Below are 20,374 nucleotides of genomic sequence, written 5' to 3'. Positions count from 1 at the left end.
GGTCAGGCGGGAAGGGAAAGGATGAAGGTGGCGCCCTTCCCGGTGGTGGATTCACAGGTGAGATCCCCGCCCATGCCACGGGCGAGGCGGCGGGAAAGGGCCAGGCCCAACCCCACGCCGGGACGGCTCTCCGCGGCCTCCCGCGCGGACTTGTGGAAGGCGCGGAAGATCCGGCGGTGTTCCCCAGGAGGGATGCCCGGCCCGTGGTCGGTGACGCGGATCTCAAGCTTTCCCTGATTGCGGGTGACGGAGATGTCGAGGGTGGCGGGTGACCCGCTGGCGGCATACTTCGCGGCGTTGTCCACCAGGTTGAACAGGATGTGCTCGATGGCGGTGGAGTCAGCCCGCAGCGTCTCTGCCGCCCCGGACTCATCCAGCGGCATGTGCAGGGACATCCCGGCGGTGGCCAGCCGGGCCTCGAAGCGTTCCCTCATGGGGGCGAGCAGGTCCGCGGCACGGCTGGAAGAGACGGCGGAGCGGGCGCTCCCCCGCTCGATGCGGGAGAAGGCAAGGACGTTTTCCACCAGGTGGGAAAGCCGGTCCGCCTCCCGGGACAGGACGCGCAGGTAGTCGCCGCGCTTCTCCGGCTTCACCGCATTGCTCTCCAGCATGTCCGAGTAGAGGCGGAAGGTGGTCAGTGGGGTCCGCAGCTCATGGGTGACGGCGGAGACGAAGGAGGCACGACGCTCGCTCAGCCGCATGATGCCGAAGACCAGAAAAGAGGCGGCCATGATGGCCAGCAGCGCCGCCGCCCAGCCGGTGGCGAGGGAGAGCAGCACTGCCGGTGCCGGGGTGTCGGGCATGCTGCGGAAATCCAGCGGCCCAGGCTCCAGCCGCAGCGGCAGGGAGGCCAGCACCAGACCGTCCGAGGACGGTGCCTTCGCCGGGAGGAGGCGTGCGGCGGGGAGCAGGTCGCGGATCTCCCCGAGCAGCCGGGCTTGCAGGACATCCAGCCGCATCCAGGAGCCGGTGATGGCGCGCTGCGGGCCGGACACCGACCGCAGCAGGAACAGCTCGTCACCGATCCAGACCGGCTTGGTCGCGGACATGATCTCCGTCGGCGGCGGCGCGGCGGCGGGCGGGTCGGGTGATGGTGCGGGGGACGCCGGTGCCTCGGCTGCCGGTGGAGGCTCGGCGGGTGCCTGGATGGCATCGGCGGTGGCGGCCTCCGCCAGTTCCGCTTCGGCCGCTTTTCTGCTCTCCGCCTTCTTCTTCGCGGGAGCCATCTTCGGGGCCTGCGCGATTTCCTCGATGATCGCCTTCTGGCGCATGGTCGCGCCATCGATGGCCCGGTTGCGCTGTTCCAGCTCCAGGTTGTTGGCGATCTGCTGGGCTTTCTCGCTCCGGGGGGCGGGTGCCATCGCTTCATCCGGCGCCGCCTTGCTGCCGGCGGGGATGGACTTCCACGTGGGAGAGGCATTCCCCACCCGGACGAAATAGCGCTCGAACGACTCTCCAGGCTGGGTGATCGCCCGTTGCAGTTCGCCGGAGGCAGGGGTGCCATCCGGCTGGGTGAGCTGGCCGTTGTCCTTCCACAGCAGGCGCGCACGGATGAACTCCGCCGGGCCGCCCAGGCCCTCCTCCAGCAGCAGGTCCGCGCCCATGGTGTCCATCCGCCACAGGGCCAGCCGCATCTTTTCCTGCAGGTCCGCCTGCCGGACGGCGGCGATGCGTTCGCGCTCGGACGCCATGGCATTCCGTGTCTGCCAGGCCATCGCGCCGAGGATGGTGGCCGCGCAGAGCGCGAAGGCCGCCCATACCAGCCATGTGCGGGAATTTCTCATCAGGAAGTCAGTTGGTAGCCCTTGCCGCGGATGGTTTTCAGATACGCCTGCTCCTTGTCGCCCAGCTTCGTCCGCAGGTGCATGATGTGCATGTCGATCGTCCGCGTTTCCGTCTTCTCCGGGTCCAGCCCCCAGAGCTGGCGCAGGATCTCCTCCCGGGAGACGATCCGGCCGTTGGCGTCCAGCAGGTAGCGCAGCAGCTCCGCCTCCTTGTCGGAAAGATCCTCCCGGCGGTCCGGAAAGGCGAGCTGGCGGCGGCGGAAATCCACCGTGCCACCCGGGACGGCGCGTTCATCGGACGGGGCGGCCCGCTCGCAGGTGCGCCGCAGCACGGCGTCCACGCGGGCGAGCAGTTCCTTCATGCTGAAGGGCTTCACCACGTAGTCATCCGCGCCGGTGGTCAGGCCGCGCACGCGGTCATTCTCCTCCCCGCGGGCGGAGAGGATGATGACCGCCTGCCCCGGCCGCTTTTTCTTCAGCGCCTGCAGGATCTCGAAGCCGGACGGGCCGGGCATCACCAGATCCAGCAACAGCAGCCGGTAGTTCGCCTTCAGCGCCATTTCCATCCCGACATGCCCGTCCGGAGCCTCCAAAGTACGATATCCGGCGTACTCCAGCACATCCACGATGCCCTGGCGGACGGCGGGATCGTCTTCAACGACGAGGATGGGGATGTCGGGGATCATCGGTTGGAGGCCGGAAGTCGGTTCATTCTGTGAAATGGTGGTGGGAAAGTCGATCTTCCTCAGTTGCCGAAGACATAGCCCACGCGGGCGGCCTGTTCACGGGTGGTCTCCACCATCGCCTCATCCAGCGTCTTCTCACCGGCCGTGGCCTGCTTCGCGCGTTCCTTGGCGATGAACTCGTCACGCTGCGCGCCGAGTTCCGTGATCTTCTTCTGGATGGCGGCCCGCTGCTTCGTCGCTTCCTCCACGAAGGCGTTGCGTTCCTCCGGCTTCATCCCGCGCATGTTCTCAGGCAGTTCCTCTGCGGGGACCTTGGCCAGATCGACCGTCTTTTCCCGCACCGCATCCACCAGGTCCCAGCCGCGGTTGTCGTAGTTCTTGCTGGCCTTGGAAATGGCGCGCTCCACCGGAGCGGCGGCGGCGGTCTCGCTGGCGGCGTCCGTGTCGGCGGCGGCTTGCTTCATTTTCGCTTCCTGCCGCTTGCTGCCGTAGCCGATGTAGGTCTTGTTCAGCTCGACACCGAGGTCGGAGATCTCCTTGTCCTGGGGCGCGGGGATGCTGGCGATCTTGCGGTCCTGGTCGATGACGAGGAATTTCCCTTCCGCGATGGCCGCGCCGTCATGCCAGGAACCCTGCATGCCTTCCTCCCGGCCGCCGCAGTGGATGGTGTTGACGACGACGCCCTTTGCCAGCGCGTCCTTGCAGGCCTGGCGGGCATCCACGGATCCCTGGGTGAATGGCTCGTTTCCGGCGATGAAGATGGCCTTGTAGGTGTTTTTGGACAGATCCCAGTTCAGGTCGGAAAGCGCGCGCTGGATCACCGCGCCGCAGTATTCCTCGCCACCATTCGTTTTCAGGGAGAACAGCTCACGGCTGAGTTCATCCAGGTCACGGCCCATCGGCTCCACCAGGCGGATGTACTGGTTCGCCACGCTGAGGCCGCTGTTGCCGTATTCGTAAAGGGCCACCTCGACGAAGGGTGTCTGGCCGTCCCGCTTCGCTTCGGTGAAGGAGTTGACGACTTTCCAGAGCTGGCTTTTCGCCTGGTCGATCAGGCCGTCCATGCTGCTGGAGGTATCGAGCAGGATGGCGATCTGGACCTTGTTGGACTCCGGCTTCGGATCGGTGGGTTTCTTGTCGGTGGGCTTCGGATCTTCCGCTGCGAAAGAAGGAAGGGCGAGGGCGGCGAGAGCGCCGAGGATGTAGGTGTAGGTCGTTTTCATGACGACCGCATGATGGGGCCGCCCGCCGGTGCCGTCCGTAAAGGGAGTGTAAATTCAGACGGCCATTCCAGTTGTGCAGCGAACGGGAAAAGTGTCAGGATCAGGGATCATGTGGGATCTTATCCAGCACTTCCAGATTGATAAAGCACGCAACGAGGCCCGGGAAGCCATCCGTCAGGCGGACGGACAGCGGACACGGGTTGCCTCAACCGACGAAAAGGTCGAGCGGCTCACCTTGGCATGCCAGGCAATGTGGGAACTCTTGCGCGATCGCCACGGACTGACCGAAGACCAGCTCTACGCGAAGGTTCTGGAAATCGATGCCCGTGACGGGAAACTGGACGGGAAGGTGGGGGAGGAAATCATCCAATGTCCGCATTGCGGCCAACGGACCAGCACGGGCAAGCTCCGCTGCGTGTACTGTGGCAAAGGCGTGAAAGCCAGCCACAGCTTCAAATCATGATCCCGCCGGGGCCGCCGGTTTCCTGACCGGCTTCAGCACGTTCCAGGCGGTCACCCACTCGTGGCCGGTGCGGGTGAAGCCCTGCTCCAGCAGGCGCTGCTGCATGTCCGGGTAGTGGGCGGCACCGTAGAAGATGCCGACCTTTTTCCGGCCCGCGCCGAGTTCCCGCGCCAGCACCTCCAGGCAGCGGATGTTGCGGTCGCCGATGATCACGTTGTCCCCCGCGAGCTTGGAGATCTGGTCCTCCGCATCCCCCAGCGTGTGGATGAGGGAGAGCTTCAGCAGATCCGCCCGGCCGAAGACGGCTCCGAGGATGAATTTGACCGGGTTCGGCTGGGTGCCGGAGTGGTCGAGGTTGAGCATGAACTTGAGGAGGGATTCGTCCCGTTCCTCCAGCTTCTCGCTGAACTCGCTGGCGCTCAAGTCCGCGTGGAGGAAGTTCTCCGCGTGGTAGTCGATGTGATCCACCTGCCCCACCAGCTTCAGCGCGCGGGCGATCTTGTCATAGATGACGGCGAGGGGATCGGGCGCTTCCTGGTCAGCCACCTTTGGGGCGGCTTCGTCACCCGGTTTGATGCCCTCCCCGCCGATCATTTCGAAAAGCAGCACCTCGTAGCCCGCGAACCGCTTGTTGAGGTCCTCGTAGTAGGCCTTGTCGCCGATGTGGACGGCACCGATGAGATCCACCACCGCGCCGTCTTTCTCGTAGCGGGTGACCCCGGTCTGAAGCCGGGCCGCCTTCGCATCCTCCTCCACGCGGATGAACCCCCCTTCCTCCGCCCGGGAGTGGACCGGCAGGAGGAAAAGCAGCGCGGCGGCGAGAACGGCGGGACGTTTCATGGCAGTGGGCCGGATTCTGGCACCGGAACCCCCGTGCGGCGAGGGATTTGTAAAGGTTGGCGCGGGCGACCGTTGCCGATGCGGGGATTTTCGCTTACAGGTCTTTGTCAATGAATCACGCGTCGCTGCGATACTGTCCGGACCTGCTCCAATACGCCCGCCGGGAGACCCGGGAGGTGATGGTGGGGAATGTTGGGATCGGCGCGCACCACCCCATCCGCATCCAGTCGATGATCACCTCCGACACCCGGGACACACCGGCGTCGGTGAAGCAGGTGTTGGACCTGGCGGAGGCGGGCTGTGAGATCGTCCGCATCACCGCGCAGACACGGATCTACGCGGCGAACCTGGAGAACATCGCCCGTGAGGTCCGTGCCGCCGGTTGCAACGTGCCGCTGGTGGCGGACATCCACTTCAAGCCGGACGCCGCCATGGAGGCCGCGAAGTGGGTGGAGAAAGTCCGCGTGAACCCCGGCAACTACGCGGATAAGAAAAAGTTCGAGGTCCGCGAATACACCGACGCGGAATATGAAGAGGAGCTGGAGCGCATCCGCGAGGAGTTCACCCCCCTGGTCCATCTCTGCAAGGATCTGGGCCGTGCCATGCGCATCGGCACCAACCATGGCTCGCTTTCCGACCGGATTATGAACCGGTATGGCGACACGCCGCTGGGCATGGTGGAGAGCGCGTTCGAATTCGCCCGCATCGCCCGCGATCACGACTACCACAACTTCGTCTTCTCGATGAAGGCCTCCAACCCGAAGGTCATGATCGAGGCCTACCGCCTGCTCGTCGCCCGCCTGAAGGCGGAAGGGGCGGACTGGAACTATCCCATCCACCTCGGCGTCACCGAAGCGGGCGACGGCGAGGATGGCCGCATCAAGAGCGCCATCGGCATCGGCTCCCTGCTCGCGGACGGCATCGGCGATACCATCCGGGTCTCGCTGACGGAGGATGCGGTGCATGAGATCCCCGTCGCCAGGGCGATGGCGCGGCCGTTCAATGAAAAGAAAGATGCCCCAGCCACTGTGGCAGAATTCACCCCATCCTATGACCCCTTCTCCTACGAGCGTCGCCGCAGCTCCGTGATGACGCTCATGGGGCATGAGTTCGGCGGGGACAAGACGGTGCGCGTCTTCACCACCCAGGAGCGCTGGAACGCGCTGGCGCACAAGATCGCCTCGATGGGTGACTTCAAGCCGGAGATCATTTTAGAGAAGTCCGGAGTGATCGAGATCGACCCGCGCGACGAAGCGGCGGTTTCCCATCTCAACGACCTGACGGAGCCCCATCTGGTCACGGTGAAGGACGGCATCGGCCTGGAGGTCATCCATGCGTTCCGCCAGCTCGCGTTCGAGGTGGATCCGCGCCACCCCATCCTGCTGAAGGACACGCTGGAACCACCGTCCGGGGACACGGATTTCCTGGAGGCCCTGCTACCCGCCGCGCGGAACATCGGATCGCTGCTCTGCGACGGCATCGGCGATGCCATCCTCGTCCGTGGCGAGACCGCCCCCGGGCAGTCCCTCCGCCTCGCCTACAACATCCTGCAGGCGTCCGGGAACCGCATCTTCAAGACGGACTACGTTGCCTGCCCGAGCTGCGGGCGCACCCTGTTCAACCTCCAGTCCACCACCCAGAAGATCCGCGCCGCAACCGGCCACCTGAAGGGCGTGCGCATCGCGGTGATGGGCTGCATCGTCAACGGCCCCGGCGAGATGGCGGATGCCGACTTCGGCTACGTCGGCGGCGCTCCGAACAAGATCAACCTCTACGTCGGAAAGACGCCGGTGAAGTTCAACATCCCGGAGGATGAGGCCGTCCAGCGCCTCATCGACCTGATCAAGGAGCACGACAAATGGGTGGACGCCCCGGAACCCGCGGCGGCCGAAGCTTGAGACAATCCCATGGCGGATACCGACACACTGACGCTGACCCGGGAGGAGGTCGCCACGGCCTCCCCCTGGAACGTGCTCGTCCATGATGACCCGGTGAACCTCATGGGCTACGTGACCTTCGTGCTGATGAAAATCTTCGGCTATGACGAAAAGAAGGCCGGCATCCTGATGATGCAGGTCCACAAGGCGGGCCGCTCCGTCGTCTGGTCCGGGGAAAAGGAAAAGGCGGAGTTCTACGTCCAGCAGCTCCAGGCCCACCAATTGAAATCCTCGCTGGAGAAGGCGGAATGAAAGTCGGTCCGACACTGGAAGGCGGTCTGCGGATCGATGCGGAGGACCTCAGTGACTGGGAGATCCTCCACGCCATCCTGCACGATGCGAAGCGTGGTGAGACCGATCTTGCCCAAAGCCTCGGCGCGCTCATTTCGGAGGAAGCGGGCGCGGAGGACTGGCGGGACTTCGTGGTGCCGGACCTGCGTGACGAGTTCGGCGACCAGATTTCAAAAGTGGCCAAGGCCATCGAAGGCGCGATGGAGCGGTCCGGCGGAGAGGCGGGGTCCATCTGGATCAGCAAACCGGACGGTTTCATCTGGTATGGCGCGCTCAACCAGGCGCGGCTGGCGCTGGAGGAGCTGCACCATTTCGGGCCGAGCGAGGATGTGTCCATGGAGGACCTCCACCCCGCGCGGCGCTCCGCTTTCTTCCGCTCGCAGTTCTATTTGGCGATCCAGAGCCTGCTGCTGGATCATGTGATGCGGTGAAATTTCCTGCGGATCTCCACCAGCGCACGGTTCACCTGATCACGGTCCGGAGCATCGGGCAGGCCGGAGTTTGCGAACGCCTCCGTCGCTTCCTGGAGCTTCCGTTCCGCCAGTGAGACGAGTTCGTCGTAGTCGAACTCCCCCGCCCGCACCCGCAGCAGGAACTCCCGGTCCGGACGACGGACGGCCAGCTCTCCCGTAGTGGCAATCTCCCTGGCCATATCCAGCAGGCGCAGCGTGTGCATCAGGTTCTTCGAGTCATAGCCGCGGCCATGCTGGGAGTTGGTCTGGTAGCGTTCCTCGTTCCGGTTCGCGACCCATTCCCAATACTCGCGGTGGGCCTTGCAGTGGGCTTGGAAAGCATCGTGGTTGCAGTGCATCCAGCCGACCGGCTCCGCGCCGATGGGCACGCTGCTGAAGACCAGGGCATCCGGATCCTTCAGGGAAACGAGGCCACGGTAGTTCGTCACGCCGTCATGGTAGATGGCATACATCCCCGCGGCGTGCTGCACGGCGGTCAGGCCGCATTGCTCCGGCGTGATGCCACGCTCCGCCAGCCATGACAGCACCGGCACGCTGCCCTGTCCCTGCGGCACGTGGCAGAAATCCAGCAAGGCCAGCCTCTGCTCCGGCTGGGGATTGACGATCTTCTTGTTCAGTCCACGCGCCTTGCGGATCTGGCCCATCGCGTACTCGCCGAAGGTTTTCGCGCACAGCTTGGAAAGGAAAAGCCCCGGCGGCAGCAGGTCGAACAACGGATGCCGGTGGCGGATGCAGTCTTCCGGCATGCCGAGCAGCTCCAGCGCGTTCGGGTTGTTCTTCAGCAGCAGCTCCACGAAGCGGCCCACCTCGTAGTAAACGATGTCCCCGCGTTCGTCGGCAACCTGGTCGAGGTGATCCAGCCCGAGGATGAAATCCGTGGGTGCGACGAACACGCCGCGCAGGTCCTCGTCGGAGCGGGGGAGGTCCGTGCCGTAGGCCTTGCTGCCTGCCACGCAGTCGAACAGGAGCAAGTCGGACTGGCGCACGCGGTCGATGGAAAAGGCCTCCGCCGGCATTGCGAGGCGCGGCGCATCCGACTCCAGTTCCTCCCGCAGCATGCGGTCGAGGATATCGAAATGATCGGCGAGCCGCGCGAGACCGGCGGCCTTTTCATCCAGATCGAGGATGATCGATTCCAGAAAAGCGTCGATCACCGGCAGCTTGTCCATCCGGTCGCCTTCCGCGCTGCGCGCCTTGTACTCCAGCAGGCCGGGGATTTCCGCCATGACATCGGCGGGTGCCAGGGACAGCAGCCGGTCGAACTCGACGGGCGGCGGGCCTTTTCCGGCTGTGACCCAGGCGGCGGAAAGCAGCGCGCGCATGGCATAGAGGTAGTCCTTCGCCCGGACCTTCTCCGCATCCAGCTTGCCCTTCATCATCTGGCGGGCCAGGCCCCGGTAGTGGTCGGACGAGGCACGTGGAGCGAACACTTCCCGCGCCGCCGCCTGCCACCGTTCCCGGAAGCCGGGGGTTTCACGGTAGATGATCGGGGAGTGCAGCCACTCCACCAGCGCGCCGTTGGACTTCGCCAGCAGCTTCAGCGCCTTCCGCACATCCCATCCACCCGCGTCCAGCAGGCCCTCCAGCGGACGCTCGATGGTGTCCGCATGTTCCTTCACGGAAAGATAGGTCTCCGCCGGGCGCAGGTAGATGAAGCGGATGTCGAAGTCGCTGTCCGGCGAGGCGAATCCCCAGGCACGGCTGCCCGACTCGCAGGCGTAGAGGATCCTCACACCATACAGTGCTTCCAGCCGCTCCAACAGGTTGCCGATCTCCACGTCACTCATGAACGCGGATCAGGTTACGCCCCCGCTCGATGGAATCGATCTGGAACTTCACCGGCAGAAATTTCCCGATGACGGAGATGTTCGTCGCCACGTGGGAGTCGAGCGATCCGGTCGTGAAGCTGCCACCACCGGCGAGGGCCATAGGCAGCAGCAACTGGTCCGCCAGCCAGCGGCCGACCGGGAGGCCGGACTGGATGTGGTTGCGCATCGACTTCGCGGCACGGTGGCCCACCGCTTCGGCGGTCACCCCCATCTCGCCCAGCGCGCTGGTGAGTTCGTTCACGTGGTCGAAGGTGGCGGAAACAAGGCACGTCACGCCACGTCCCGGCCCGGGTTCGCGGCGCTCGATGGAGGCATCCTCGCACGGCAGCGTGGCGAGCGCGGAATCAAGGATCCGGCCCGCGATGTCGAGGCTGAGGTGGCGCACCGGGACACGGATGTTCGTGGAGCGGAGTTCGCCGCGGTCATGGAACTCCACCGGGGAAAGCTTCCGTGACGGTTGGATGACCGCCTCCATGATGCCGCCGCCCGCCGGTGCGAAACCGGTCTCCAGCAGGGAAATTGTGGCGTCCGCCCCCATCCGGCGGATGGCCGGCAGGAAGACGTGATCCAGGAACTCGAACGGCGGGGCCAGAGGATTGTGCGTGCCGCCCTCCAGCCGCAGCGTGCTCGCGCCGTCCGCATGGAGCAGCGCGGGCAGCAGCGTCTGGAACAACAGGCCCGTGCTGCCGGCGGTGCCGATGGCGAAACGATGGTCCCCTCCCCTCACCTTTCCGGCACGGAAAACCAGCTCCGTGGAGCCGATCTCCGCGCCGTCCGCGGTGCCGTCGGAGATTTCCACCGCCGCGCGCACGCAGGTCAGGTGCTGGCGCATGAGTCCCGGCTTTGGCCGCTTGCCGCGGATGTTGGTCATCCGGAACGGCTGTCCCGTGATCATGGCGAGCGACAGCGCCGTGCGGAGCATCTGCCCGCCGCCTTCCTGGCCGTCGATTTGGATGAGTTTGCTCATGGATTGGTTCTTGTGATGCGGGATGGTCGTGATGGGCCGGCAATTCCGATGCGCGGACATTCAACAACGGATCGAACGGATTTTACAGATGTACTCATTGCCCGAAGTCATTTGGAACGGAGCGCGGACTTCAGTCCGCTTGGCTTCGCATGGACGGATTCTCCGGGGCGGACTGAAGTCCGCGCTCCAATCAGACAACGACAACGGCTCTCTCCTTGATTCGCATTACCCATCTCCGTCGTCAGGAGATGGGTGGTTGTTCAGTCATCCGCGCCGCTCTCGTCCTTGATGACAAAGCGGGCCTGCAGCTTGGCGACGGATTGTGCCAACCCGGCGGTTTCCACGCTGCGGAGGACCTCCGGGAAGTTCTTGTAGGCATCCGGCGCCTCGTCGATCGGATACTTGCGGCAGTTGGTGAGGATGTCGGAAACGTCGAAGTCCGCATCCACGGACTTCTGGTCCAGCGTCCGCGCCGCGTGCTTCCGGCCCATGGCCCGGCCCGCGCCGTGGTTCACGGACCATGCGGTCCGCTCCGCGCCGCCCTGGGCGACCATCACGACGGATCCGTCGCGCGGGTTGCCCGGCAGCAGGATCGGGTGGCCGGTCTCCGCGAACGGGGTTCCGGCGAGCGAGAAGTGGCCGCCCGGGATCGCGCGGGTCGCCCCCTTGCGGTGGACCCATGCTTTCTTGCCATCGACGATTTCCTCCCGCGCGATGTTGTGGGAGATGAAATAGACCAGCTTTCCGGTGGCACCGGGCAGGACTTCCTGGAAGGCCTCCAGCACCAGCGCGTTGATCAGCATGTGGTTCACCGTCGCGAAGTTCGCGCCGATGGACATGTCATCGATGTAGGCGTTGGCCTCCGGGGTTCCCAGCGGCGCGTAGACGAGCTGCTTGTCACCGGCCGGAAACGGGGTCGCCCAGTCGCGGAACTTCTTCTCCAAGTCCTTGAACTGGCCCTGCGCGAGCAGGTTGCCCAGTCCGCGGGATCCGCAGTGGCTGAGGAAGGAAACGTGGCCGTCCTTCAGGCCGAAGACGTCCGCGGCCGCACGCATCGACGGACGGTCCACCACGCGGGTGATCTCGCACTCGCCGAAGTGGTTGCCACCTCCGTAGGAACCGAGCTGGCCGATCTTGTCGCCGAAATTCCGGATGCGGCCCTGCGCCAGAATATAATCCAGGCGGTTGTTGAGCGCGTCATACGTCCCATCGTGGCCGCGGTGGGACGAATCCTCGCAGCGGTCCGCCCATTCCGGAGGGATGCCGAGAGCCTCGCAGACGCGGGTGGTCGCGCCCTCGGTCACCGCCAGCACGCCTGTCTCCCGGTCCACGTGGCGGGACTTCTTCGCCGTCCGCTGGCCGCGTCCGGCACCGGTCGGGGTGCGCTCGACGATGGCGTTGATCAACGCGCGCCGGGTCTGTTTGTCGATGATGACATCTTCCGGGATGTCGAGCTGGAGCAGCGACATGGAGCACTTGATGTCCACGCCCACCGGACCCGGATAGATGTGCGTCGGGGAAACCATCACACAGCCGACCGGCGCGCCGTAGCCGGCGTGCGCGTCGGGGTTCAGGATCACATCCGTCACGCCCGGAGCCATGCGGGAGTTCACCGCCTGCTGGAGGCAGGTGTCATCGAAGTTGTCGCGGATCGCGTCGGTACCGACCACGGTGATCGGCTTGCCCGCGCTGTCAGGAAGAGGGATGAAACCAAAGGCTTCGTCGGTTTTATGGATGGTGTTCATGGGAATCTGGATGTTGGGGGTGTTGAGGTGCTAAGCCACTTGTCCCAGCCATTGGTGAGGCCTTCTCCGGCCTCGGGACCGTAGATTGAATCGACTGAAGCAATGAATTGGAGAAAGGTGGCTGTGGCCTGCTTCTGTTCTGGGTTGAGGAGGGTGAAAGAGTCGGCGTGATAGCCGTCGGAGCATGGTCCGTCGGACAGAGAATAGAGCACCATTTCGTCGTCGAAATCGCTCGTTTCGAGCCAAGAACGGATGACATGCCGCATGAAAGCGGGGAGATGATAGCGGATGGATTCGGGATCGAGGAAGATAAGAGTGGTGCCAAGCTGGCCGATCTTCGGACCGGCAATGTCCTGCCAACGTCTCTCGGTATCCAGTCGGCGGGCCGCGTCGAAGTCATGTTGGGTGCCATAGTCGCTGATGACCTCCCGTTGATGGATGGTCATTCCGTTGCCGAGGGCAACACTTCCAAAGGCGTGCTCGATCAGTTCAATGGTGGCATGGGCATCGTCCCGGAATGAGCGCCATGTGGAATCTGGTTCCTCATCCGAGTTGGGTGCGCGCACGACGTTGATGAATTCCGGGTCACAGGCACCTTCCTTGCGATAGTTCTCCTGAGCATCCAGAAGGCTCACCCCGTTCGAACGATCATCGGGATGTTCGCCGGGCACATCTTCCCAAAAGCAGATCGGACAGATTTGCATGGACCCGCCCATGATTGGCTCGGAATGGACGCGGTGGCCGCAGCATGGACAGGTATGTTTCATGGTTCGGGAGTTGGGTGGGGAACCTGCGGCAAGTTCGGGTCGAAGACGGGGCATCGCTCTACCAACTGAGCTACTCCGTTTTCACGGAGGCCGGATTCGAACCGGCGACATATGTAGTCTTCAAGGCATCCGCAGGGATGGGACGGTGGTTGGTTGGAAAAGGATCGCGACAAGGGTGCGATGACATCGTTGGTTCAATGCGTCTGGTTCCGCCACGGACCTTGGTCCGGCGGGATTGGATACCCGCAACCCCTGCTACGGGGCGTTGGTCATGTAGTCATCGCGGCATTCGCGAAGTGAGAGAGACGAAGTGTTGATGGAGGTGTTGGACGGGAATCCGCGACAAAGTGTGGGAAGACATTCCAGTGCTCTGCCAGGCTGAGCTATCCGGAGAGTTTCTCCGGAGCCGGATTCGAACCGGCGACCGCTGGAGCCCTTGTAGTCTTCTGTGCATTCGCGGAGAGGAGGGAGGGATGGAGCGCCGGCTTCAGCCGGCTTTGGTATCGGGAAGATGCCGGCTGAAGCCGGCGCTCCGTGAGAGGAACCGCGACAAGGAGACGGATGAGCCGATAACTGCTCTGCCACTGAGCTACCCCGCTTTCGCGGGAGCCGGGATCGAACCGGCGACCAATGTATTCATCCAGGCATTCGCGGAGGGAGGGTGGACCGGCATGGCGTCGAGTTGTTGGTGGGACATCGGCGTTAGCCAACATGGTTGTTTGATGTAGTCCCGCCAGGCATACGCCATGCCGGAGAGTGTCATGCGGTTTTCATGCGATGGTTGAGGGGTTGTTGGTTGATCCGCTGGATCCAGTGGTCCGCTCCGTTTTCACCGGAGGCGAATCCGGCGATGATGTCGAAGACGGTGTCACTGAAGCCGCCGATGTTGAGGATGTCCGCCCGGCTTGCGGCCTGGGTGGTCGTGTAGGGGGCGATGTCGATGCAGACGAGCTTCGCCTTGGGATTGCGGAGCCGGAGCTTTTCCCACTCCGCCATCATGGCGGTGCCACGGTTCGCCCTCGCATCCGCCCACGACTCGTTGTCGGAGACGAAGATCACCAGATCCACCTTGGCCTTGTCGCGGTTGAGCTGCGCCAGGGGCGCGGAGCAGTTGGTTCCGCCACCGCCGATCTTGGCGAGCTTCACCGCGTTGGTCATGACGGAGTCGCGGGGGTTGAGCCGCAGGTTCACCACATCGCACTCGAAAGGCAGCACATCGGCGTCCTTGTTCATGCGGAGGAAAGCGGCGGCGACCAGCGCGGCCACGTCGATGCAGCGCACCTTCGAGGTCGCGCTCTTCCGGTGACCGGTCACGGCGGACTGCATGGAGCCGGACACGTCGGGGCAGACGACCACTTTCCCAGCGATGGCGGGCACGTTGGCGAGCGAGGCTTCCATCGCGTCCTGGAGGGACTCGCGGATGGCCCCGGGCACTTCGTTGCCCGCGTTGAGGTAGGCGACGAGGAGCTGGTAGGGGAACACCCGCGCCTTCCGGACCAGGTCCGCGTCGGCGAGCCGTGCGGCGATGCGTTTCACCCGATCCGTGTCGTTGAAGACGCCGTGCCGCGCGAAGGTGTTGAGGTTCATCCGCGTGGTCTGCCAGGAGGCGCTGTCCGCGATGGTGGCCCATTCCGCTTCCCCCAGGTTCTGGGCGGTGAGCATCTGGAAGGGAACGTCGGGGACGGCGCCCTGGCGGTCTTTCTTCCATGCCTCGAACTCCCGCAGCGCCTGGGGCAGCGCGTCGCTGGTCCAGGGCTTGCCGACCAGCCAAGCGTAGAACGCCTCACGGGTCGCGGTGAGGGGCTGGGGATGGACCATCTTCACGATGTCCGCGAGCGAAGGCACATTGCCGACGGAGGCCTGGATGAGCTGGCGGTCCGTCGCGTAGTCCAGCCATTGGCGGACCAGCCGCTTCGGGGCGGAGCCGAGGGATTTCCTGCCGGTGACACCGGAGCGGATGATCTGGACGAAGTTCCGGAGCATCTTTCCGTTGTCGATCACCTGGGGGAAGATCTCCGTCAGGCGGTCCAGGTCACGGGTTGCCAGCACCGCGCACAACAGGGCGGGCATGTCCTTCATGAAGCCTTTCCGCCGGGCGTAGAGGGCGGTCCGGGCGAGGAAATCCACATCCACCTGCCGGGCCAGCTCCAGCGTCTTGTCGAGCTGGGACTCCGCGGAGGCGTAGTAGGTTCCGGACAGGCAGCCGGTGACCGCCAGTTGGGCGAGCGCGGCTTCGGCGGACAGTTCGTAGGCACGGCCTCCCGCTTCGTTGACCGTGTTGGTCGCAGGGACGAGAGCGCCGCGGATGGTTTGGAAGAGGTTTGGGTTTGCCATGGGGTTGTATCCGTTGGTCAGGATGCGGAACCTATTGGCATGCGCTGTGCCAACGTGAAAAATCGCCATTTCAGATCTGTGCAACCCTTTGACATCGAACAAGATGAAATTTGTTAGAAAATCGGACCAGGTTCCGGGGAATATCCCGGGATTGAAATAAGTTCGCCAAACGGATAGTGGAAATATCCATGAAGCGAGTTCTGATAGGGCTGCTGGGAACAAAGATGGATGGAGGCACGGAAGCGTGGCGGTGGGACCGCTGGCGGCCCACCGTTTCGCTGTTCCAGCATGAGGATCTGGCGTGGGACCGCATGGAGTTGCTGGCGGAGCCCAGCTTCAACATCCTGGCGAAGCAGGTGGCGGATGACATCCGGATGGTGTCACCGGAGACCTCCGTCGAGCTCCACCGGACGGACTTCGGGAAGGACCCCTGGGACCTGGAGAAGGTGTACAGCGTGCTCCACGACTGGTCGCGCGGCTACCGCTTCGACCCGGAGAACGAGGAATACTTCATCCACATCACGACCGGCACGCACATCGCGCAGATCTCCCTGTTCCTCCTCAACGAGGCGGGGACGCTGCCGGGCAAGCTCATCCAGAGTTCGCCACCTCCTTCGGGCAAGTTCCGGAATCCGCCACCGCCGAGGTATGCGGTCATCGACCTCGACCTTTCCAAGTACGACCAGCTTAGTACTCGCTTCGAACGGGAGCAGACGGAGGTGCTGGACTTCCTGAAAAGCGGGATCGCCACGCGGAACCCGACGTTCAACCGCCTGATCGAACGGATCGAGCAGGTGGCCATGCGGTCGAAGGCGCCCATGCTGCTGACCGGCCCGACCGGCGCGGGGAAATCCCACCTCGCCAAGCGCATCTATGACTTGCGGAAACAGCGGGCGGGTCTGCGCGGAGGCTTCGTGGAGGTGAACTGCGCCACGCTCACCGGGGACACCGCCGCGTCCGCGCTGTTCGGCCATGTGAGGGGTTCCTTCACCGGAGCGCAGAAGGACCGCCCCGGCCTGCTGCGGGAGGCGGACGGAGGGCTGCTGTTCCTCGATGAGATCGGCGAGCTGGGCCTGGACGAACAGGCCATGCTGCTGCGCGCGCTGGAGGACAAGACCTTCCTGCCGGTGGGCGCGGACCGTGCGGTGACGAGCGATTTCCAGCTCATCGCGGGCACGAACAAGGACCTGCGAGCGGAGGTGGCGGCGGGTACGTTCCGGGAGGATCTGCTGGCGCGGATCCACCTGTGGACCTTCGCTCTGCCGGGTCTCGCGGAGCGGCGGGAGGACATCGGCCCGAACCTGGAGTTCGAGCTGGAGAAATACCACCGCAACCATGGCCGGGCGGTGAGCCTGAACAAGGAGGCGCGGACGCATTTCCTGAAGTTCGCGGAAGCGGTGGACACGCCGTGGCGGGGGAACTTCCGCGACCTGAACGCGGCGGTCACCCGCATGGCCACGCTGGCTCCCAGAGGGCGCATCCGGCCGGAGGATGTGGCGGAGGAGATCACGCGGCTGAAGGAAAGCTGGCAGCGGCCGGAGCGTGGCTGCGAGGTCGCGCGGCACCGCCTTCCCGATGATCTGTTAGAGACGATCGATCCCTTCGACCGCGTGCAGCTCTGCTATGTGGCGGAGGTCTGCATGAGATCGAAGAATCTCTCCGATGCGGGCCGCGAGATTTTCAGCGTGTCGCGTGGGAAGCGTGCGGTCACCAATGATGCGGACCGGCTGAAGAAATACCTGGCGAGGTTCGGCCTGTGCTTCGATGACCTGCGGTGAAATCCATGGTTGCGTGCTGATAGATCGGGGCGAAATTATTTTTGAATAGAAGCGGGCCAACAACCGTTTCACCCAATGTTATGAAAACCATATCGACCATCGCATTGAGCGCTCTTCTCATCGGTTCGGCAGGCATCGCCGAAGCAGGCCCGCTGGACTTCCTTTTCAAGAAGCACGACGACCGGCATGACCATCGCCACGACCACCGGCATGACAACCGTCACGATCATCGGGATGACCGCTTTGACCGTGACCGCGGCCGCCCACGGATGAGCACGGAGGCCCGTGCTCAGCTCCGCCTCCGCGAGCTCGGCTACTACAGGGGCCCCATCGACGGTTCCTTCGGCCGTGGTTCGCAGGCCGCGCTCGCCCGCTTCCAGCGTGACAGCCGCCTGCGGCCGACCGGCTGGCTCGACGAACGCACCCGCCGCGCGCTCCGTCTCTGAGGCCGGAGAAAGCATCCTGACCACCACCCGCGGTCCGCTCATGCGGCCGCGGGTTTTTCTTTCCGTTAGACGTTCACGCGAACATGTGAAAGTCTGCGCCCCGACCCTTGGCAGACACCGAATCCATCCAATCCTTTCTCGCTGCCGGGCGGTGGAAGGACCGCTTCGACGACGAGATCCTCGCCGTGGCGCCTTCTTTTGTCGGAAAGACGCGCGACCTCCGGGTGGTCGGGCCGGATCCCGCCTCCGTTGCCATTTCCGGCGTGATCGCCGGGGAGGAGGTGCGGGTCGATCTGTGGGACACCGACGGGATCTGGGATCTGGAGACGTCCTGTGGCTGTGATGTGGGGTCTTTCTGCCACCATGCCGCCGCCCTGTTGCTGCGGGCGGCGAAGGAAAAGGACGCGACCCGCCTGGTGGGCCGCGTGCCCGCGAAGGAGGCCGCCGCCGCCCTGCCCTCCGCCCGTGAGCTGATGAAGAGCCCTCCGGATGACCTGCCGCTGCTGGAGTTCGAGCCGCGGTTCGAGCTGCACGTCACCCGCCAGCCGGCGGACCGTGCGACGCGGCTCCTGCTGCAGTCGCTCGGCCAGGCGGAACCGGACATGTGGATCTCCGCGGAGGCGTTCGCCATCTACGAAAAGCATCGTAGTCCGCTGCGTTCCGCCGCGCCGGAGTGGACCAGCCTGGTGAGCCACGGTGGCCAGCCCGCCCTCATCCAGCATGACGCGGGTGCGGAGGGATGCGCCGCGCAGCAGCTCCGGGACACCGGGCTTTCATCCCTCCACTCGAACCCGTCGTGGAGGTTCCTCCTCAACCTCAAGGCGAAGGAAAATGCCGGGGTGAAGACACCGGACCGCTGGTTCCCGGACCCCGGGCGCGTGCCGACGGACGCCTTCTGGCACCAGTTCCGCGGGGAGATGGTCGGCCGCCTGCAGGAGCTGGGATGGACGGTGGTGGTCGATGACAACGTGGGCCACCGCGTGCATGATGCGGATCCGGACCACTGGGAGACCGCGCTGTCGCCGGGCGATGGCGGCTGGTTCAGCCTTTCCGTCGGGTTCGATGTGTCCGGCCAGCGTTACGACCTGCTGCCCATCCTCGCCGGTCTGCTGGAGAACGCCTTCCTGGAGGAAACCCTGGACCGGCCGAACAACGGCCACGTCTATGCCCCGCTGCCGGACGGGGACGCGCTGCGCCTGCCCATCGGCCGGGTGCGGAAGATCCTCCACCATCTTTCCGCGCTCATCGACCCGAAGTTTCCGGGAAAGACGAGGCTGCACGCGCTGGATGCCGTGGCGCTGGCCGGGGTGGCGGAGCTTGGGCTGGACTCGCCGCCGGATCTCGCGGCGCTGGCGGGCAAGCTGCGTGACTTTTCCGGCATCGAGCGGGTGCCGGTGCCCGATGGGCTGCGCGCCACGCTGCGGGACTACCAGCTCGCGGGCTTCCACTGGATGCAGTTCCTCGCCCGCCATGGCCTGCACGGCATCCTGGCGGATGACATGGGCCTGGGGAAAACGCTGCAGACCATCACCCACATCCTGACGGAGAAGAAGTCGGGCCACTCGAAGGGCAGGCCCGTGCTGGTGGTGGCGCCGACCTCCGTGGTGCCGAACTGGCGGGCGGAGGCACTCAAGTTCGCCCCGGAACTGCGCGTGCTCGTCCTGAACGGTCCGGAGCGGAGGAAATACCACCGCTCCATCCCGCATGCGGATGTGGTGCTCACCTCCTTCGCCCTGCTCCAGCGGGACATCGACCGGCTGCGGGAGCATCATTTCCACCTCGTCGTGCTGGATGAGGCGCAGTACATCAAGAACCCGCGCTCGAAGGTGGCGCAGGCGGCCTGCCGGCTGGACGCTTCCCACCGGCTCTGCCTTTCCGGCACCCCGGTCGAGAACCACCTCGGGGAGCTGTGGAGCCTCATGCGTTTCCTGATGCCCGGCTTCCTCGGCAGTGAGGACACCTTCAACACGCGCTACCGGAAACCCATCGAGAAAGAGGGCGACGCGGACCGCAACGAGTCGCTGAAAGAGCGCGTGGCCCCACTGATCCTGCGCCGGACAAAGGACCAAGTGGCGAAGGAACTGCCGCCGAAGACGGAGCTGGTCCATCTCATCGAGCTGCACAGCGCCCAGAAGGATCTTTACGAAACCGTCCGTGCCACCATGGACAAGCGCGTGCGGGAGGCCATCGCCGCACGGGGTGTGGAGCAGTCGCAGATCGTGTTCCTCGACGCGCTGCTGAAGCTCCGCCAGATCTGCTGCGACCCGCGGATGCTGCCGGCGGAGTTTTCCAACGACGTGCGTGAGTCCGCGAAGCTGGATTTCCTGACGGAACTGCTGGAGCTGCTCATCGAGGAAGGCCGCCGCATCCTGCTGTTCTCGCAGTTCACCTCCATGCTCTCCCTCATCGAGGAGCATCTGGTCCGGGAAAAGATCCCTTACCTGAAGCTGACCGGCGCCTCGAAGGACCGCGGGAAACTGGTGGAGGATTTCCAGACCGGAAAGGCGCCGCTGTTCCTCATCTCGCTGAAGGCGGGTGGTACCGGCCTCAATCTGACAGCGGCGGACACCGTCATCCACTACGACCCGTGGTGGAACCCGGCGGCGGAGGCGCAGGCGACCGACCGCGCCTACCGCATCGGCCAGGACAAGCCGGTTTTCGTCCACAAGCTCCTCTGCCAAGACACTGTGGAAGAGCGCATCCACCGGCTGCAGCAGGACAAGGCGAAGCTCGCCGCGGGCCTGTTGTCGGACGCGGACATCTCAGGCCGCCTCGATGCGACCATGATCCGTGGCCTGCTGGACAAGTGAG

General features: G+C 64.7%; 17 protein-coding genes. 7 read left to right on the top strand and 10 right to left on the bottom strand.

What is annotated here, in order from left to right; genetic code table 11:
* Positions 1 to 2: 2 nt before the first annotated feature.
* The 3 genes from OVA24_RS01820 to OVA24_RS01810 are packed head-to-tail and all read right to left on the bottom strand — an operon-like array spanning position 3 to position 3,693.
* Positions 3 to 1,784: a sensor histidine kinase gene (locus OVA24_RS01820; RefSeq protein ID WP_267672908.1), complete on the bottom strand. Its 1,782-nt coding sequence runs from the start codon at positions 1,782 to 1,784 to the stop codon at positions 3 to 5.
* Positions 1,784 to 2,470, bottom strand: coding sequence for a response regulator transcription factor (locus OVA24_RS01815; protein WP_267672906.1), 687 nt, complete (start codon positions 2,468 to 2,470; stop codon positions 1,784 to 1,786). Before OVA24_RS01815 ends, OVA24_RS01820 begins: the two co-directional genes overlap by 1 nt.
* A 59-nt stretch (positions 2,471 to 2,529) precedes the next feature.
* Positions 2,530 to 3,693, bottom strand: coding sequence for a vWA domain-containing protein (locus tag OVA24_RS01810; protein WP_267672905.1), 1,164 nt, complete (start codon positions 3,691 to 3,693; stop codon positions 2,530 to 2,532).
* Between the two features lie 109 nt (positions 3,694 to 3,802).
* Here OVA24_RS01810 and OVA24_RS01805 point away from each other — a divergent pair, with 109 nt between their 5' ends.
* Entirely contained in the window at positions 3,803 to 4,156 is a 354-nt protein-coding gene (locus OVA24_RS01805; protein ID WP_267672903.1) for a hypothetical protein, read from the top strand.
* Here OVA24_RS01805 and OVA24_RS01800 read toward each other — a convergent pair.
* Complete coding sequence (locus OVA24_RS01800; protein ID WP_267672902.1) at positions 4,151 to 4,996, bottom strand: hypothetical protein; 846 nt, start codon at positions 4,994 to 4,996, stop codon at positions 4,151 to 4,153. The two genes, OVA24_RS01805 and OVA24_RS01800, sit on opposite strands and share 6 nt — an antisense overlap.
* Before the next feature lie 110 nt (positions 4,997 to 5,106).
* On the opposite strand from OVA24_RS01800, the gene ispG reads away from it, so the two are divergent.
* From ispG to OVA24_RS01785, 3 genes are read left to right on the top strand one after another with little or no spacing between them, the layout of a single operon-like run.
* Positions 5,107 to 6,894, top strand: a complete 1,788-nt coding sequence (ispG, locus tag OVA24_RS01795) for a (E)-4-hydroxy-3-methylbut-2-enyl-diphosphate synthase (RefSeq protein WP_267672900.1) — start codon at positions 5,107 to 5,109, stop codon at positions 6,892 to 6,894.
* A gap of 9 nt (positions 6,895 to 6,903) precedes the next feature.
* The gene (gene clpS, locus OVA24_RS01790) at positions 6,904 to 7,185 is read left to right on the top strand and encodes an ATP-dependent Clp protease adapter ClpS (protein ID WP_267672898.1); all 282 of its coding nucleotides are present in this window, start codon (positions 6,904 to 6,906) and stop codon (positions 7,183 to 7,185) included.
* Positions 7,182 to 7,655 (top strand): DUF2017 family protein, encoded by a 474-nt coding sequence (locus OVA24_RS01785; RefSeq protein ID WP_267672896.1) that lies wholly within the window; start codon positions 7,182 to 7,184, stop codon positions 7,653 to 7,655. Before clpS ends, OVA24_RS01785 begins: the two co-directional genes overlap by 4 nt.
* Here OVA24_RS01785 and OVA24_RS01780 read toward each other — a convergent pair.
* From OVA24_RS01780 to OVA24_RS01755, 6 genes are all read right to left on the bottom strand, one after another.
* The gene (locus OVA24_RS01780) at positions 7,640 to 9,484 is read right to left on the bottom strand and encodes a DNA polymerase beta superfamily protein (RefSeq protein WP_267672894.1); all 1,845 of its coding nucleotides are present in this window, start codon (positions 9,482 to 9,484) and stop codon (positions 7,640 to 7,642) included. The genes OVA24_RS01785 and OVA24_RS01780 overlap by 16 nt on opposite strands.
* Entirely contained in the window at positions 9,477 to 10,493 is a 1,017-nt protein-coding gene (gene rtcA / locus OVA24_RS01775) for an RNA 3'-terminal phosphate cyclase (protein ID WP_267672892.1), read from the bottom strand. Before rtcA ends, OVA24_RS01780 begins: the two co-directional genes overlap by 8 nt.
* Before the next feature lie 260 nt (positions 10,494 to 10,753).
* Complete coding sequence (locus OVA24_RS01770; protein ID WP_267672891.1) at positions 10,754 to 12,238, bottom strand: RtcB family protein; 1,485 nt, start codon at positions 12,236 to 12,238, stop codon at positions 10,754 to 10,756.
* Positions 12,235 to 13,005: a DUF6714 family protein gene (locus OVA24_RS01765; RefSeq protein WP_267672890.1), complete on the bottom strand. Its 771-nt coding sequence runs from the start codon at positions 13,003 to 13,005 to the stop codon at positions 12,235 to 12,237. Before OVA24_RS01765 ends, OVA24_RS01770 begins: the two co-directional genes overlap by 4 nt.
* Positions 13,006 to 13,594: 589 nt before the next feature.
* Positions 13,595 to 13,768: a hypothetical protein gene (locus OVA24_RS01760; RefSeq protein WP_267672888.1), complete on the bottom strand. Its 174-nt coding sequence runs from the start codon at positions 13,766 to 13,768 to the stop codon at positions 13,595 to 13,597.
* Positions 13,765 to 15,339, bottom strand: a complete 1,575-nt coding sequence (locus OVA24_RS01755; RefSeq protein WP_267672885.1) for a vWA domain-containing protein — start codon at positions 15,337 to 15,339, stop codon at positions 13,765 to 13,767. Before OVA24_RS01755 ends, OVA24_RS01760 begins: the two co-directional genes overlap by 4 nt.
* 188 nt (positions 15,340 to 15,527) lie before the next feature.
* Between OVA24_RS01755 and rtcR the strand changes: the two genes are divergently transcribed.
* The 3 genes from rtcR to OVA24_RS01740 all read left to right on the top strand — a co-directional run bounded on the left by rtcR (position 15,528) and on the right by OVA24_RS01740 (position 20,373).
* Positions 15,528 to 17,117: an RNA repair transcriptional activator RtcR gene (gene rtcR / locus OVA24_RS01750; protein WP_267672883.1), complete on the top strand. Its 1,590-nt coding sequence runs from the start codon at positions 15,528 to 15,530 to the stop codon at positions 17,115 to 17,117.
* Positions 17,118 to 17,197: 80 nt separating this feature from the next.
* Positions 17,198 to 17,563 (top strand): peptidoglycan-binding domain-containing protein, encoded by a 366-nt coding sequence (locus OVA24_RS01745; RefSeq protein WP_267672881.1) that lies wholly within the window; start codon positions 17,198 to 17,200, stop codon positions 17,561 to 17,563.
* Between the two features lie 107 nt (positions 17,564 to 17,670).
* Positions 17,671 to 20,373: a DEAD/DEAH box helicase gene (locus OVA24_RS01740; protein ID WP_267672879.1), complete on the top strand. Its 2,703-nt coding sequence runs from the start codon at positions 17,671 to 17,673 to the stop codon at positions 20,371 to 20,373.
* The last annotated feature ends 1 nt before the right edge of the window (position 20,374 follow it).

Source organism: Luteolibacter sp. SL250, assembly GCF_026625605.1.
Lineage (GTDB): Bacteria > Verrucomicrobiota > Verrucomicrobiia > Verrucomicrobiales > Akkermansiaceae > Luteolibacter.
Note: the sequence above shows the minus strand (reverse complement) of the source record. Positions and strands in the feature narration are given on the sequence as shown.

What these genes read in the sequence shown, in the direction of transcription:
- rtcA (WP_267672892.1), bottom strand. Translation starts at nt 10,493, where the DNA reads ATGAGCAAACTCATCCAAATCGACGGCCAGGAAGGCGGCGGGCAGATG.
- clpS (WP_267672898.1), top strand. Translation starts at nt 6,904, where the DNA reads ATGGCGGATACCGACACACTGACGCTGACCCGGGAGGAGGTCGCCACG.
- rtcR (WP_267672883.1), top strand. Translation starts at nt 15,528, where the DNA reads ATGAAGCGAGTTCTGATAGGGCTGCTGGGAACAAAGATGGATGGAGGC.
- OVA24_RS01770 (WP_267672891.1), bottom strand. Translation starts at nt 12,238, where the DNA reads ATGAACACCATCCATAAAACCGACGAAGCCTTTGGTTTCATCCCTCTT.
- OVA24_RS01820 (WP_267672908.1), bottom strand. Translation starts at nt 1,784, where the DNA reads ATGAGAAATTCCCGCACATGGCTGGTATGGGCGGCCTTCGCGCTCTGC.
- OVA24_RS01785 (WP_267672896.1), top strand. Translation starts at nt 7,182, where the DNA reads ATGAAAGTCGGTCCGACACTGGAAGGCGGTCTGCGGATCGATGCGGAG.
- OVA24_RS01800 (WP_267672902.1), bottom strand. Translation starts at nt 4,996, where the DNA reads ATGAAACGTCCCGCCGTTCTCGCCGCCGCGCTGCTTTTCCTCCTGCCG.
- OVA24_RS01745 (WP_267672881.1), top strand. Translation starts at nt 17,198, where the DNA reads ATGAAAACCATATCGACCATCGCATTGAGCGCTCTTCTCATCGGTTCG.
- ispG (WP_267672900.1), top strand. Translation starts at nt 5,107, where the DNA reads ATGAATCACGCGTCGCTGCGATACTGTCCGGACCTGCTCCAATACGCC.
- OVA24_RS01760 (WP_267672888.1), bottom strand. Translation starts at nt 13,768, where the DNA reads ATGACACTCTCCGGCATGGCGTATGCCTGGCGGGACTACATCAAACAA.
- OVA24_RS01815 (WP_267672906.1), bottom strand. Translation starts at nt 2,470, where the DNA reads ATGATCCCCGACATCCCCATCCTCGTCGTTGAAGACGATCCCGCCGTC.
- OVA24_RS01780 (WP_267672894.1), bottom strand. Translation starts at nt 9,484, where the DNA reads ATGAGTGACGTGGAGATCGGCAACCTGTTGGAGCGGCTGGAAGCACTG.
- OVA24_RS01810 (WP_267672905.1), bottom strand. Translation starts at nt 3,693, where the DNA reads ATGAAAACGACCTACACCTACATCCTCGGCGCTCTCGCCGCCCTCGCC.
- OVA24_RS01765 (WP_267672890.1), bottom strand. Translation starts at nt 13,005, where the DNA reads ATGAAACATACCTGTCCATGCTGCGGCCACCGCGTCCATTCCGAGCCA.
- OVA24_RS01755 (WP_267672885.1), bottom strand. Translation starts at nt 15,339, where the DNA reads ATGGCAAACCCAAACCTCTTCCAAACCATCCGCGGCGCTCTCGTCCCT.
- OVA24_RS01805 (WP_267672903.1), top strand. Translation starts at nt 3,803, where the DNA reads ATGTGGGATCTTATCCAGCACTTCCAGATTGATAAAGCACGCAACGAG.